At 72.6% G+C, this 13,890-nt stretch carries 9 protein-coding genes; 4 read left to right on the forward strand and 5 right to left on the reverse strand.

Annotation, left to right across the window (positions count from 1 at the left end):
* The first annotated feature begins 334 nt into the window (after positions 1-334).
* Positions 335-1,018 carry an alpha/beta hydrolase gene (locus tag AB0E83_RS25275; RefSeq protein WP_362116142.1) on the forward strand — a complete coding sequence of 228 codons (684 nt, stop codon included), beginning with the start codon at positions 335-337 and terminating at the stop codon, positions 1,016-1,018.
* Between the two features lie 140 nt (positions 1,019-1,158).
* On the opposite strand, the gene AB0E83_RS25280 is transcribed toward AB0E83_RS25275, so the two are convergent.
* From AB0E83_RS25280 to AB0E83_RS25290, 3 genes are all read right to left on the reverse strand, one after another.
* Positions 1,159-2,568, reverse strand: coding sequence for an FAD-dependent oxidoreductase (locus AB0E83_RS25280; RefSeq protein ID WP_362116145.1), 1,410 nt, complete (start codon positions 2,566-2,568; stop codon positions 1,159-1,161).
* 27 nt (positions 2,569-2,595) lie between these two features.
* Positions 2,596-3,765 (reverse strand): polysaccharide pyruvyl transferase family protein, encoded by a 1,170-nt coding sequence (locus tag AB0E83_RS25285; protein ID WP_362116148.1) that lies wholly within the window; start codon positions 3,763-3,765, stop codon positions 2,596-2,598.
* 93 nt (positions 3,766-3,858) lie between these two features.
* On the reverse strand, positions 3,859-5,967 hold the full coding sequence (locus AB0E83_RS25290) for a SpoIIE family protein phosphatase (RefSeq protein ID WP_362116151.1): 2,109 nt from the start codon (positions 5,965-5,967) through the stop codon (positions 3,859-3,861).
* Between the two features lie 565 nt (positions 5,968-6,532).
* Here AB0E83_RS25290 and AB0E83_RS25295 point away from each other — a divergent pair.
* The 3 genes from AB0E83_RS25295 (at position 6,533) to AB0E83_RS25305 (ending at position 10,157) form a co-directional block, all read left to right on the forward strand.
* The gene (locus AB0E83_RS25295) at positions 6,533-7,168 is read left to right on the forward strand and encodes a DUF1345 domain-containing protein (RefSeq protein ID WP_362116154.1); all 636 of its coding nucleotides are present in this window, start codon (positions 6,533-6,535) and stop codon (positions 7,166-7,168) included.
* Positions 7,169-7,301: 133 nt separating this feature from the next.
* Positions 7,302-7,820 carry an SRPBCC family protein gene (locus AB0E83_RS25300; RefSeq protein ID WP_362116157.1) on the forward strand — a complete coding sequence of 173 codons (519 nt, stop codon included), beginning with the start codon at positions 7,302-7,304 and terminating at the stop codon, positions 7,818-7,820.
* A 39-nt stretch (positions 7,821-7,859) separates the two neighbouring features.
* The gene (locus tag AB0E83_RS25305; protein ID WP_362116159.1) at positions 7,860-10,157 is read left to right on the forward strand and encodes an FdhF/YdeP family oxidoreductase; all 2,298 of its coding nucleotides are present in this window, start codon (positions 7,860-7,862) and stop codon (positions 10,155-10,157) included.
* A 66-nt stretch (positions 10,158-10,223) separates the two neighbouring features.
* Here the strand turns inward: AB0E83_RS25305 and AB0E83_RS25310 are convergent, their stop codons facing one another.
* Together AB0E83_RS25310 and AB0E83_RS25315 are read right to left on the reverse strand one after the other, a co-directional pair.
* Positions 10,224-11,141 carry a LysR family transcriptional regulator gene (locus tag AB0E83_RS25310; RefSeq protein ID WP_362116162.1) on the reverse strand — a complete coding sequence of 306 codons (918 nt, stop codon included), beginning with the start codon at positions 11,139-11,141 and terminating at the stop codon, positions 10,224-10,226.
* A gap of 288 nt (positions 11,142-11,429) precedes the next feature.
* Positions 11,430-13,721, reverse strand: coding sequence for an FdhF/YdeP family oxidoreductase (locus AB0E83_RS25315; protein WP_362116165.1), 2,292 nt, complete (start codon positions 13,719-13,721; stop codon positions 11,430-11,432).
* Positions 13,722-13,890: the final 169 nt, after the last annotated feature.

Here is a 13,890-nt window from a genome sequence, read left to right on the forward strand (position 1 = left end):
TCCCCGGCCTCGTACGCGATGAGCACGGGACCTCCCGGAGGCAGAATGGGAGGAGACCCGTCGGCAGGGACCGGGCGCGTCGGCACGAGCGAGGGGCACGACCTCACCGAGGACGGCGCCCTCCAGGGCCTTCCGCCGGCGGACCCGCACGGCCACCGCTCCCCAGAGGCGGGGCGAAAGCCGTCCGGGAGCGGGCGACGGCGACCGGGACGCGGCTTCTCGGCGCGTACGGAGAACGCCGACGGGGACGCCCCCCCGGCGTCGACCCGAGCCGGGTGCCGGAGCCTCGATGACGTGCCGACAGCCCGATCCGGCTCCTCCGGGGAGAACCGCCGTGGACATCCTGCTCATCGCCGGCCTGTGGCTCGACGGATCCGCCTGGGAAGACGTCGTACCCGAACTCACCGCGCTCGGCCACCGCCCCGTGCCGGTCACCCTTCCCGGCCAGGGGGACGGCACCGTCTCCGCGACGCTCGACGACCAGCTGGCAGCGGTGCTCGCCGCCGTCGACACGGCGCACGGGAAGCCCCTGGTGGCGGGACACTCCGCCGCGGCGATCCTGGCCTGGCTGGCCGCCGACAGACGGCCGGGGAAGGTGGCCGAGGTCGCGCTGATCGGTGGCTTCCCCCGCGCCGACGGACGGGCCTACGCCGACTTCTTCCCGATCGAGGACGGCGCCATGCGCTTCCCGGGCTGGGGCGCGTTCGGGGAAGCCCACTCCGCCGACCTGGACCAGGAGGCCCGCCACCGCCTCGCGTCCACCGCCGTTCCCGTCCCCGAAGGGGTCGCCCGGGGAGTCGTGCGCCTGACCGACGGACGCCGCTACGACACGCCCGTCGTGGTCGTGTGCCCCGAGTTCACCCCCGCGCAAGCGAAGAAGTGGATCGCCGCCGGTGAGAGTCCTGAGCTCGCCCGCGCCACCCGCCTCGACTACGTGGACCTCGACTCCGGTCACTGGCCCATGGTCACCCGCCCCCGCGAACTCGCCCGCGTCCTGGCCGAGGCCGCCGCCTCCTGACGGTGCCGGACCGGACGATCGGGAGGCGGCGGTGCCGCTGGACGCCCTCCCCGGGGCCGACCTCGCCCATCAGGCGGTGGCCGTGCGCCAGGAGCAGGTCCTGGACCGGCGGGGACGTCGTACACGGTCACCGGCGGATCTCACCTCAGGCTGGCGCCCTGGGCGCGCAGTTCCCGCTGGACCGCGTCGACCGGGACGTCACGGGGCAGGCCGCCCCGGGCGGAGGCGAGGGCCGCGCAGACGCCGGCGGCCTGACCGGTGGCCATCGAGATGGGCATCACGCGGTAGGAGGAGTGGGCCACGTGGTCGCCGGAGATGCACCGGCCGGCGACCAGGATCCTGTCCAGGCCCCGGGGCATCAGACAGCGCAGCGGGATGTCGTACGACTCTCCGCGCGGCAGTCGCCGCAGGGTGGTGCCGCGGCCGCTCGGGTTGTGGATGTCCACCGGGTAGGCGCCCCGCGCGATGGCGTCGTCGAACTTGCGCGCGCCCAGCACGTCCTCGCCCGTCAGCTCGTACGCGCCCGTGATCCGGCGGGTCTCGCGCACCCCGACCTGCACGCCGCTCTGCACGACGTACGACTGCTCGAAACCGGGCACGCGGCCGCGCAGGAAGCGGGAGATCTGCTCCATCTGGCGGTGGGCGGCGAACTCCGCGCGGGTGAGGTCCCACACGCTGGTCCCCAGCACCTCGGTGACGCGGGTGGAGTTGACCGCGATCTCGCCTTCGTTCGGGGTGGCGAAGAAGAGGATGTCCTCGCGGGGCAGGTCCAGCTCGCCGGCGTCGGTGGCGGCACGGACGAGGTCCCACAGGCCGTGCACGCCCTTCCACTGGTCCGGGTGGGCGCGGACGTAGTCGGTGAACCCCTCCTGGTCGAAACGGGCCATCCGGAACATCAGCGTCATCGGCTGGGTCCAGCCGTCCTCGGGCCGGCCGACGTCGTACGCCGCTCCGGCCGCGGCGGCGACGTCGCCGTCGCCCGTGCAGTCGACGATCACGTCGGCGTCGATGACGACCGGCCCCGACTTGGTCTCGAACACCGCGCGGGCGCGCTCGGGATGCGGGGCCACGCCGGAGGCGAAGGCGTGCAGCAGGGTGCGGACCTCGTGCTTCTCCAGCAGGTCGTACACGACCAGCTTGAACAGCTCCGCGTCGAACGGGACCGTGTAGCCGGTCTCGACCGAGGGGCGGATCGCCGCTCCGGCGCGCACCAGCTGTTCGAGGAGCGTCCACAGGACGCCCGCGACGACCGGTTCGCCCTCGCCGTGGTCGGGTGGCAGCAGGCGGGCGGTGTCGCGCGCGACGGCCTGTTTGACTTCGTTGTGGAAACTCATCAGCGGCATGACGAGCGCGGCGGTGGCGTTGCCGCCGAGGAACCCGTACCTCTCCACGAGGACGACCTGGGCGCCCGCGTTGGCGGCGCCGATGGCCGCCCCGATGCCGGCCGGGCCGCCGCCGACGACCAGCACCTGCGTGCTGCCCCCGTGCAGGGCGCGCCGCGGGGGCAGCTCCACGTGCCGGGCTACGCGGGGCGCGATCAGATAGGTCACGGGTCCTCCCGGGGACGGGGCCGGGGCTCAGCCGACGGGGGCCGCGGCCGTCGGCAGGCCGGACGGCGCGGGCGACGGGGCGATGGTCTCCAGATAGGTCAGGAAGCGTTCGGCGGTCCGGTCGGCCCGCTCCCGCATGGCCGCCGTCCGCACGGCGGTCTCGGCCAGCCGCGCGGGCCGTTCGTCCCACAGCCGGTCCACCTCGGCGAGCAGCAGGCCGACGTTCTCCCTCACCACCCCGCGCAGGGCGGGCGCGCCGATCTGCTGGGCGAAGTCGAAGACCTTCCCCGCGTACGGCAGGGGCAGCAGGGGGACGCCGGCGAGCGCGGCGAAGACGAGGAAGTGCAGCCGCATCCCGATGGCCAGGTCCAGCCGCTTGACGATGTCGAGGACCTGCTGCGGGCGGGAGGCGCCGCGCAGCACCGTGCAGGCGCCGGCGTCGGCCATGTGGGACGCCACGGCGTGCGCGTGGCGGATGTCGTCGCGTTCCATGGGCACGAACACGACGTGGGCGTCGAGCCGGTTGACGAGGAAGTCGCCGACGTGGGCGAGGAGCTGGTGGTAGCCGCTCTCGTCGAGGTGCGAGGCGGCCCGCCCCGGTTCGCGCACGCTCATGCCCACCAGGCGCACCCCGCGCGGCACGGCCTCGGCCCTCAGCAGCTCCTCCCCGCCGTCACCGGGCCGCAGCAGCAGGGCGGGATCGGCGGTCACCGTGATGGGGCGTTCGAGACCGGCCTCCTCCAGGACGAGCTTCGACTCCTCGTCCCGCACCGTCACCGCGGCCGCGTCGGTGAGGGTCGAGCGGACCCACTCCCGGTCGACCTCGTCGGTGAGGGGGCCGGCACCCACGGCGTACGTGAAGACGGGCACGCCGTGGCCCTGGGCGGTGCGCACCAGCCGCAGGTACCGGCGGGCCTCCGTGTCGTAGAGGATGCCCCCGCCGCCGAGGACGAGGACGTCGAGCCGGCGCAGGTGCTCGGAGACCCGCTCCCGCGTCACGCCCTCCCAGCCGACCACCTCGACGTCCGGGCGGACGCCGCGGCTGTACTCCGGGTCGCGGGAGAACACCACGACGCGGGCGTCCGGCCGCGCGCCCTGCACGCGGTCCAGCATGGCGGTGAGGATCGCCTCGTCGCCCACGTTCCTGCCGCCGTAGGAACCCAGCACGCCCACGGTCACGCCCTTGCCGTCACGCATGATGCTCCTCGTGCTCTCCAGCGAGTGCGGTTGCTCCCACCAGTTCACCCCATCGGGAGATTTACGCATCTCGGGGCGGCCGGCCCGCCGCGCTCACGGAGCGGACCCGTCGCTCCACGGGTGGGTCCGGGCGAGGAGGAGCGCGACGTCGTCCGGGTCCTCGGGGCGGCGCATCGCCGCGACGAGCCGGCCGCAGGCGGCGTCGAGGGGCGTCCGGTCCTGGCCGAGGGCGTGCACCAGGGCGTCGAGGCGTTCGTCGATGGGAACGTCCCGCGTTTCGACGAGACCGTCGGTGTACAGCAGGAGGCGGGCACCGGGCGGTATCCCGAACGTGCTGGTCTCGAAGTCGACGCCGCCGACACCGAGCGGCGCGCCGGCGGGCAGGGGGAGCAGCCCGGGCTCGTGGCCGGGCCGGACGATCACGGGCGGGAGGTGGCCGGCGTTGGCGATGCGGCACTGCCCGGTGTGGGGGTCGTAGATGGCGTAGAGGCAGGTGGCGATGGAGTGCTCCAGCCCGTGGGTGAGCCGGTCGAGGTGGCGGAGGATCTCGTCCGGGGCCAGGTCGAGGGCGGCGTAGGCGCGGGTGGCGGTGCGGAGTTGTCCCATCGCGGCGGCGGCGTCGATGCCGTTGCCCATGACGTCGCCGATCACGAGGGCGGTCTTGTCCCCGGAAAGCGGGATGACGTCGTACCAGTCGCCGCCGACCTCGTTGGCCGCCTGGGCCGGCTGGTAGAGGCAGGCGGTGGTGAGGCCGGGACGCTCGGGCGGGACGGGCGGCAGCATGCTGCGCTGGAGGGTCTCGGCGGCGGTGCGCACCCGCTGGTGCCAGCGGGCGTTGTCGATGGCGGTGGCGGCCCGGGCGGCCAGCTCGCGGGCGAGCAGGATGTCGTCGGGGCCGAAGGGCGCGGGATTGCGCACCCGCAGGAGGTCGAGGGCACCGAGGGTCTCACCGTGGGCGATGAGCGGTACCGCCAGGTAGGAGTGGGCGCCCGCGCGGGCCAGGGCCTCGGCGGCCCGTGTGTCGCGGGCGATGCGACGCAGGTCCTGCGGTTCGCAGGAGGCCACGAGGACGGGCTGTCCGGTGCGCACGCACCGGGTGATGAGCCGGTCGGGGGCGTAGGCGGCGACCTGGCCGACCGGGTCCGCGACGGTGGTGAGGTCGGTGGGGAAGGCGGAGGCGACGGCGAGCGCCCTGAACAGCTCGGGTCCGTCCGGGGTGCGCGGGTGGCGGCGGTAGGACAGGACCGTGTCCAGGATGTCGACCGCGGCCAGGTCGGCGAGGTCCGGCACGGCGACGTCGGCGAGTTCCCGCGCGGTCCTCTCCACCTCGAGGGTGGTGCCGACGCGGGCGGAGGCGTCCGCGATCAGCGCGAGCCGCCGCCGGGCCTGCTCGGCCTCGGCGGCGGCCAGGTGCCGCTCCGTGATGTCGACGACGGAGGAGGCCACGCCGATCACCCGGCCTCCGGGGCCGTGGATCCGGTAGTACGAGATGGACCAGGCATGGTCGTGATCGGGGTCGGCCCGGGTGCGGCTGACGACGTACTGGTCGATCAGGGGCGTGCCCGTCGCCAGGACCTGACGCAACGCGGACTCGACCCGCTCCACCCCGGGGTGGTGGTGGATGTCGCTGGGACGGCGGCCGATGTGCTCGGCGGCCGGGACACCGTTGATCCGTTCCAGCGCGTGGTTGACCAGCCGGTACCGGAGCTCGGTGTCCAGCAGCGCGAACCCGACCGGAGCCTGGGACACCAGCTGCTCCGACTGCGCGAGCCGCGTCTCCACCGTGTGCAGCGTCGCCTGGTCGACCGCGATCCCCAGCGCGTACACGTCCCCGAGATCGTCCAGCAGCCGCATGTTGCGGAACTCCACCGGCCTCGTCGCGCCGTCGCGGTGCCGCACCGGGAAGACCCCCGCCCAGCTCTGCCCGGTGTCCATCACCTCGGCGAACAGCTCACCGGCCCGGTCCCGGTTCTCCTCACTGAGGAGCAGCCGCGCCGCAGGACTCCCCAGAGCCTCCTCGGCGGAGTACCCGAAGGTCTCGGTGGCCTGCGGGCTCCAGAACACGATCCGGCCATCTGCGTCGAGCACGATCGCGGCGACCTTCAGGAAGTCCAGCAGGCTTCCCGCCGGTTCCCGGCCCGCACCGGCCCCCGCCCCCGCGGCGTCGGAGCCGCCGGGCTCGGGCGGCGCGTGATCGACCATCGCCTGTTCCCTCCGCCTTGGCCCGGTGCGTGGCCCGGCTGCCGCGGGACTTTCCCTCCATGCTGCGCCCCGACCTGATCGTGGGCATCCTGGAGACCGCGATCCGGACCGGCCCGAAGCGCACGGGCCCGGCCACGGTCCGCCGGACACGCCTCGGCCCGCCACGGGCTCGCGGCCCTCACGATTCGTGAGGCCGGTCCATCCATGCGAGGCTATGAGTCGGGAATCCACGGAGATTCCCGCGCGACCGCACCCTGACGGGGAACCCGGACACGCCCCCGCCGGCGCCCTTCCCGCGGGAGCCGCGCGACACCGCCGACACCGCCGGTGCCGGCGTGGCGGGGAGCCCGCGGACGGCACCGCGAGGGCGAAGCCGGGGATCACGGACCCCCGGTGACGACCGGACGCGGTGGAGGCCGGGGCGAGGACGCGCAGGGCGCCGGGACGCCCGGCGAGGTGTCGGCGGCGGGCCGACCGGCGGCGGGCCGACCGACGGCACCGTCCGACGAGCACCGGAAGTTCCCCGTCTCCTCCCTGGAACCGGACGAGTATCGCGAGGTGGGCTATGAGCGGGTGGCTGCCGTTGTCCGCGGCGCCCCGGCTGGCCGTCGCCGTCGTCGCGGGAGCGGTGACCGGTGCGATCGTCGGCGTCCTCACCGACGCCCCCCAAGGCGCTCTGGCGGGGATCGCCGTCACGGAACTGTGCTTCGTCGTGGCGGGATGGTTCGTGGTGTGGCCGATGGACGCCACGGCCACGCATCGCAACGCCCGGCGAGAGCAGTTCCAACCGCGTGCCGAGGAACTCGTCGTCGTCCTGACGGCGGTGGGCGCGCTGGTCGCCATCGTGATGGTGCTCCTGTCGGGCACCGGCGGCGAAGGCCACGCCGCCGCCGCGACGGCGCTCGGCGGCGTCTTCATGGCCTGGGCCGCCGTCCATCTGATGTACGCCACGCGCTACGCGTACGAGTACTACGCCAAGGCGCCGGGCGGGATCGACTTCAACTCCCAGGATCCGCCGGCGTACCGCGACTTCCTCTACTTCAGTTACAACCTCGGCATGACCTGGCAGGTCTCCGACACCAACGTGTCCAGTGCGACGATCCGGTCGATCGTGCTGCGGCACTGCCTGCTGTCCTACGTCTTCGGTACGACCGTCCTGGCGACCACGGTCAACCTCGTGGCCGAGCTGTTCACCGGCTGAAGGACCCGGGTGCGCGGGACGCTCGGCGAGGCCACCCGGTACGACGCTTCGCTTCGACGCCCGAAGTCGCGTGGCGGCTCGCCGGGCGAGCGATGACACTGGGGAAATGAAGCGCCCGGAGGCAGGTGGGGCCATGAACACCGTCGAAGAGTCGATCGAAGTCGCCGTGCCGGTGAGCACGGCCTACAACCAGTGGACACAGTTCAAGAGTTTTCCGCGGTTCATGTCCGCGGTGCGGAGCGTCGAGCAGGTCCGGCCGAATCTCACCCGCTGGGTGATCGGGTTCGGTCCGGTGCGGCACGAGTTCGAGGCCGAGATCGTGGATCAGGTCCCGGACTCGCTCGTCACCTGGCGCGGCCTCGGCCGGCGTGCCGGCCACCGCGGCGAGGTGTCGTTCCGGCCGACGGCGTCGGGCCGTACGGCGGTCCTCGTACGCATCGGCGTCACCCCGCGCGGTGTCGCGGACCGCCTCGTCCACGCCTCCGGGTTCCCGGGCCGGGTGGTCCGCGCCGAGCTCGGCCACTTCAAGGAGTTCATCGAGGGGCTGGGACAGGAGGGCGGGGCATGGCGGGGGACCATCCGCGGCGGACACGTCGAGCACCTGGAGGCGGAGCCCCCCAGGAGCCGGGTCCCCCACTGGCCGGTCGGCTGACCCGGCCACCCGAGAGCAAGAGAGCGAGAGACACCCCCGATGAAGAAGCCACCGCGCCAGGAGCCGGAAGAACACCTGACCGTCACCCCGCCCAAGACGTGGGCGGCCGGCGTGCCGGCGGTGGCCCACGCCCTGGAGTACTCCCTCGACGAGACGTCGGTCAGGCGAACCGGCGTGACGCTGCTGGCCATCAACCAGGTGGGCGGCATCGACTGTCCGGGCTGCGCCTGGGCGGACCCCTCTCCCGGCCACAGGCATCTGAACGAGTACTGCGAGAACGGCGCCAAGCACATCAACGACGAGGCGACGACACGGCGCGTCACGGCTGACTTCTTCCGCCGGCACCCGGTCTCGGAACTGGGCCGGCGGTCCGATCTCTGGCTCAACCAGCAGGGCAGGCTCACCGAGCCGATGGTCAAGCGTCCCGGTGAGGACCACTACGAGCCGATCAGCTGGCACGACGCCATCGGACTGCTGGCGGACGAGCTGAAGGCACTGGACTCCCCCGACGAGGCGGTCTTCTACACCTCGGGCCGGGTCAGCAACGAGGCCGCGTTCGTCCTCCAGCTCTTCGCCAGGGCGTTCGGCACCAACAACCTGCCCGACTGCAGCAACCTGTGCCACGAATCCAGCGGCTTCGCCCTGCACGAGACCCTGGGCACCGGTAAGGGGACGGTGAGCCTGGAGGACATCCACCACGCCGACCTGATCTTCCTGGTCGGACAGAACCCCGGGACCAACCACCCGCGCCAGCTCTCGGCACTGGAGCAGGCCAAGCTGAACGGCGCCCGCATCATCGCGGTGAACACCCTGCCGGAGGCGGGGCTGCTCCGTTTCAAGAACCCGCAGAAGGCTCGCGGGGTGATCGGCCGCGGCGTCCAGATCGCCGACCTGTTCCTGCACATCCGCAGCGGTGGCGACCTCGCGCTGTTCCAGGGCGTGAACCGGCTCCTGCTGGAGGCAGAGGACGCGCGGCCGGGCACGGTGCTCGACCAGGACTTCATCCGCGCCAACACCAGCGGCTTCGAGGAGTTCGCCGAACACGCCCGAGGCGTCGACTGGGACGACGTCCTCACCGCGACGGGACTGACCCGTGACCAGATCGAGAACGTACGGGACGAGGTCCTGCGCAGTGAACGCGTCATCGTCTGCTGGGCCATGGGAGTGACGCAGCAGAGGCACGGCGTCCCCACCATCAGGGAGATCGTGAACTTCCTCCTGCTGCGCGGGAACCTCGGCAAGGCGGGGGCCGGAGCCTGCCCGGTGCGCGGGCACAGCAACGTCCAGGGCGACCGCACGATGGGCGTCTGGGAACAGATGCCGGACTCCTTCCTCGACGCCTTGCGGGACGAGTTCGGTTTCGAACCGCCCCGCGCCCACGGCCTCGACTCGGTGAACTCGATCAAGGCCATGCGCGAGGGCCGGATCAAGGTCTTCCTCGGCGCCGCGGGAAACTTCGTACGGGCGGCCCCGGACAGCGAGGTCACCGAGGACGCCATGCGGAAGTGCCGCCTGACCGCGCACATCTCCACCAAGCTCAACAGGTCCCACACGGTCTGCGGCCGGACCGCGCTCATCCTGCCCGCCCTGGGCCGCACCGAGGTCGACGTCCAGGCCACGGGCGAGCAGTTCGTCACCGTGGAGAACTCGATGAGCGAGGTGCACTCCTCCCACGGCCGTCTGGAACCGGCCTCCAAGGTGCTGCTCAGCGAGGTCGCCATCCTGTGCCGGCTCGCCGACCGGACCCTTGACGGCAGGACCGGAATTCCGTGGAACGAGTTCGAGGCGGACTACGGGACCATCCGTGACCGGATCTCGCGCGTCGTGCCGGGATTCCACCACTTCAACCGGCGGGTGGCCCGCCCCGGCGGCATCCGGCTGCCCAACCCCGTCAACGAAGGGGTCTACCCCACTCCCGTCGGCAAAGCCCTGTTCACCCGCAACGACTGGGAGATGCCCCTGGTCCCCGAAGGCCACCTGCTGCTGCAGACGCTGCGCTCCCACGACCAGTGGAACACCGTCCCCTACACGGACAACGACCGGTACCGGGGGATCCACGGAAGCCGCCACGTGGTCCTGGTGAGCCCCCAGGACGTGTCCCGGCTCGGACTGTCGCGGGGACAGCGGGTTGACCTGGTGAGCGTGTGGGACGGCACCGAACGCCGCGCGAAGGACTTCGAGGTCGTCCCGTACCCGACGACCCCCGGCTGCGCCGCCGCGTACTACCCCGAGACCAACGTCCTGCTGCCGCTGGACAGCGTGGCCGCGACCAGCAACCAGCCGACCGCCAAGAGCATCGTCGTCCGACTGGAGCCCAGAGCCGCCGGCGCGGAATGAGCGGTGGCGCCCAGGACGGCCACGGCACCGGTGCCGGTCGGGGGCGACCCGGACCGGCCGGCCGGCTCAGGCTTCCGGCAGCCGCTCCAGGGCGGCCGCCACATCGGTGCGGCGCGCGACCTCCGTGAGGGCGCGCGCCATGACCGAGCCCGGTTCCCGGGCCGCGACCACGAGCCCGACCGGCACCGCCCGGTCGGGCTCCGTCATGGGCACCGCCCGCATGCCGTGCGGCACGCCGAAGACGTGCAGCCAGGTGTGCGGCACGATGCTGGCCCACCGGCCGGTGCGGACGTGGGCGAAGAGCGCCGCCACCGAGTCGGTCTCGACGCGGGGCGAGGGCCGCGATCCGGCTCCGGCGAACGACTCGTCCAGGATCCGGCGCCCCTGCATGGCCTCGGTCAGCAGGCACAGCGGCAGCCGCGAGGCCTCCGCCCAGGTCGCCGAGGCGCCGGGGGAGAGGCCGTCGGCGGCGTCGACGAGGAGCACGTACCGCTCGTCGTACAGCGGCACCGACCGGAACTCCTCGGGGAGGTCCTGGTGCAGATACGTGATTCCGGCGTCGATCTCGAAGTTCCGCAGGTGCCGCAGGACGTCCTCGGACTGGAGGTCCGCCCTCACCTCGACGGTGGCCAAGGGGTGCGCCGCGCAGAACGGGCCGGTCAGCTGGGCGACGGCCCCGGACGCCGTCGGGACCGCGCCGATCCTCAGCCGGCCGCTCAGCCCGCTGCGCAGGGCGGTGACCTCGCTCCTGAGGGCGTCGCGGTCGGCGAGGATCCGCTGCGCCCGCAGCACGATGCGCTCGCCCTCGGGGGTCAGTCCCTCGTACGTCCGGCCGCGCCGGACCAGCGGCACGTCGAGCTCCTCCTCCAGCTTCCGGACGGCCTCGGAGAGGGCGGGCTGGGAGACGTGGCACGCCTGGGCGGCGCGGGCGAAGTGCCGCTCGCGGGAGAGGGCCACCAGGTACTCGAGTTGACGGAACAGCACCCCACGGGTCTACCCGACCGCGGGTCGGAACGCCAATCCGCGGGGTCGTGTCGACGGACCGGGCGCGTTCAGGCCGTGGCCCGTGGCCCGCGGCGCGAGGCGTTCCTCGCCGGTGTACCCGGTCATCGGCGTGCCGCGGAGGAAGCCGACGAGGGTGAGTCCGCCCATGGTCCGGTCCTCTCCACGGAGCTTCGCCCCGGCGGTGTCGTACGGACGGGCCGGTTGTCCGGCCGGGCGACGCCGGTGCGCCGCGCGACGGGGAGGCGCTCCGGAGAGCGCCCTTCTGCCTCATGGGGTGGCGCGGGACGGTTCCAGACGCACCAGAACGCCCTTGGACGTGGGGCAGTTGCTGATGTCGGCGACGCTGTCCAGCGGCACCAGGACGTTGGTCTCCGGGTAGTACGCCGCCGCCGACCCGCGGCTCGCCGGGTAGGCCACCACCCGGAAGGACTCCGCGCGGCGCTCCCGGCCGTCGTGCCAGACGCCGACCAGGTCCACCAGGTCACGGTCGGCGAGGCCGAGCTCGGCCAGGTCGTCGGGGTTGACCATGACGACCCGGCGGGCGTCGTGGATGCCGCGGTAGCGGTCGTTCGGGGCGTACCAGACGGTGTTCCACTGGTCGTGCGAGCGCAGCGTCTGGAGCAGCAGGTGCCCCGGGGGGACCTCCGGCATCGTGAACGTGTTGCACGTGAAGACGGCCTTGCCGCTCGGGGTGGGGAAGACCCCGTGGTTCACCGGGTTGGGCAGGTGGAAGCCGCCGGGCACGGACACCCGGGCGTCGAAGTCCTCGAAGCCCGGCACGACCCGGGATATCCGGTCGCGTACGGTCCGGTAGTCCCGCTCGAACTCCTCCCAGGGAACGGCGGGTTCGTCGCCCAGCGTGAGCCGGGCGAGCCGGGCGACGATCGCGACCTCGCTGAGCAGGTGGGGCGAGGCCGGCGGGAGCTTGCCCCGCGAGGCGTGGACGTCGCTCATGGAGTCCTCGACGGTGACGAACTGCTCGCCCGTGGCCTGGACGTCCCGGTCGCTGCGGCCGAGCGTCGGCAGGATCAGGGCCGTGTCGCCGCAGACCGTGTGGGAGCGGTTGAGCTTGGTGGAGACGTGCGCGGTGAGCCGGCAGCCCCGCATCGCCTCCTCCGTGACCGCGCTGTCGGGGGCGGCCCGGACGAAGTTCCCGGCGACGCCGAGGAAGACCTTGGCGCGGCCCTCGCGCATCGCCCAGATGCCGTTCACGGCGTCCAGGCCGTGGTGGGCGGGCGGCGTGAAACCGAACTCGCGCCCCAGCGCGTCGAGGAACTCCTGCGGCATCCGCTCCCACACCCCCATCGTGCGGTCGCCCTGGACGTTGCTGTGCCCGCGCACCGGGCACACGCCCGCGCCGGGCCTGCCGATGTTGCCCCGCGCCATCAGGAAGTTGACGATCTCCCGGATCGTGGGCACCCCGTGCTTGTGCTGCGTGACGCCCATCGCCCAGCACACGATGACGCTCCTGCTCGCCAGGACCCGTTCGAAGACCTCCTGGATCTCGCCGCGGTCCAGCCCGGTCGCCGCCAGGATGCCGTCCCACGGGACCTTCCGCGCGTGCTCGGCGAACTCCTCGAAGCCCGTGGTGCGCGCCCGGATGAAGTCGTGGTCGAGGACGGTGCCCGGCGCCGCGTCCTCCGCCTCCAGGAGCAGCCGGTTCAGGGCCTGGAAGAGAGCGAGGTCACCACCGGCCCGGATGTGCAGGAACCGGTCGGCGATCGGCGTGCCGCGCCCCACTATGCCGCGCGCCTTCTGCGGGTGCTTGAAGCGCATCAGACCGGCCTCGGGCAGCGTGTTGACCGCCACGACCTGCCCGCCGTTGCGCTTGGTCTCCTCCAGGGCCGAGAGCATCCGGGGGTGGTTGGTGCCCGGGTTCTGGCCCACGACGAAGACCAGGTCGGCGCGGTGGATGTCGTCGAGGGAGACGCTGCCCTTGCCGATGCCCAGGGTCTCCTGGAGGGCGGACCCGCTGGACTCGTGGCACATGTTGGAGCAGTCCGGCAGATTGTTCGTGCCGTACGCGCGGGCGAGGAGCTGGAGCAGGAACGCGGCCTCGTTGTTCAGCCGGCCCGACACGTAGAACAGGGCCTCGTCGGGCGAGTCCAGGCCCCGCAGCTCCGCGGCGAGCAGGCCGAGCGCCTCGTCCCAGCCGATCGGCTCGTAGTGGGTGGCGCCGGGCCGCTTGACCATCGGCTCGGTCAGCCGCCCCTGCTGGTTGAGCCAGTAGTCGGACCTGCCGCCCAGCTCGGCGATCGAGTGCGCCCGGAAGAAGTCCCGGGTGACGCGCCGCGAGGTGGCCTCGTCGTTGATGTGCTTGGCGCCGTTCTCGCAGTACTCGTTCCTGTGCCGCTCGCCCGGCGCGGGCTCCGGCCACGCGCAGCCCGGACAGTCGATGCCGCCGGCCTGGTTGATGTTCAGCAGCGTCAGCGCGGTACGACGCGGGGATGTCTGGCTCAGCGAGTACTCCAGCGCGTGCGTCACGGCGGGCAGGCCCGTCGCCCAGGTCTTGGGCGGGGTGACCCGCAGATCGTCACTCGGGTCCTCGATGCCGCTCATGCTCTCGTCGCCTCTTCTTCTCGTTCTCGCGTTCTTGTCCCGCGAAATCTCCGCGCGCGCCGCGGAGCAGATTCGACCGCTTCTCGGAAAAAGTCAAAGAGGTGATTTCGATCGACAGACAGGTGCGGCCTATCAGCCGGATAATCACTGGTCACATGGGGTGAAAGGC

It is taken from the genome of Streptomyces sp. NPDC035033, from assembly GCF_040636735.1.
Lineage (GTDB): Bacteria > Actinomycetota > Actinomycetes > Streptomycetales > Streptomycetaceae > Streptomyces.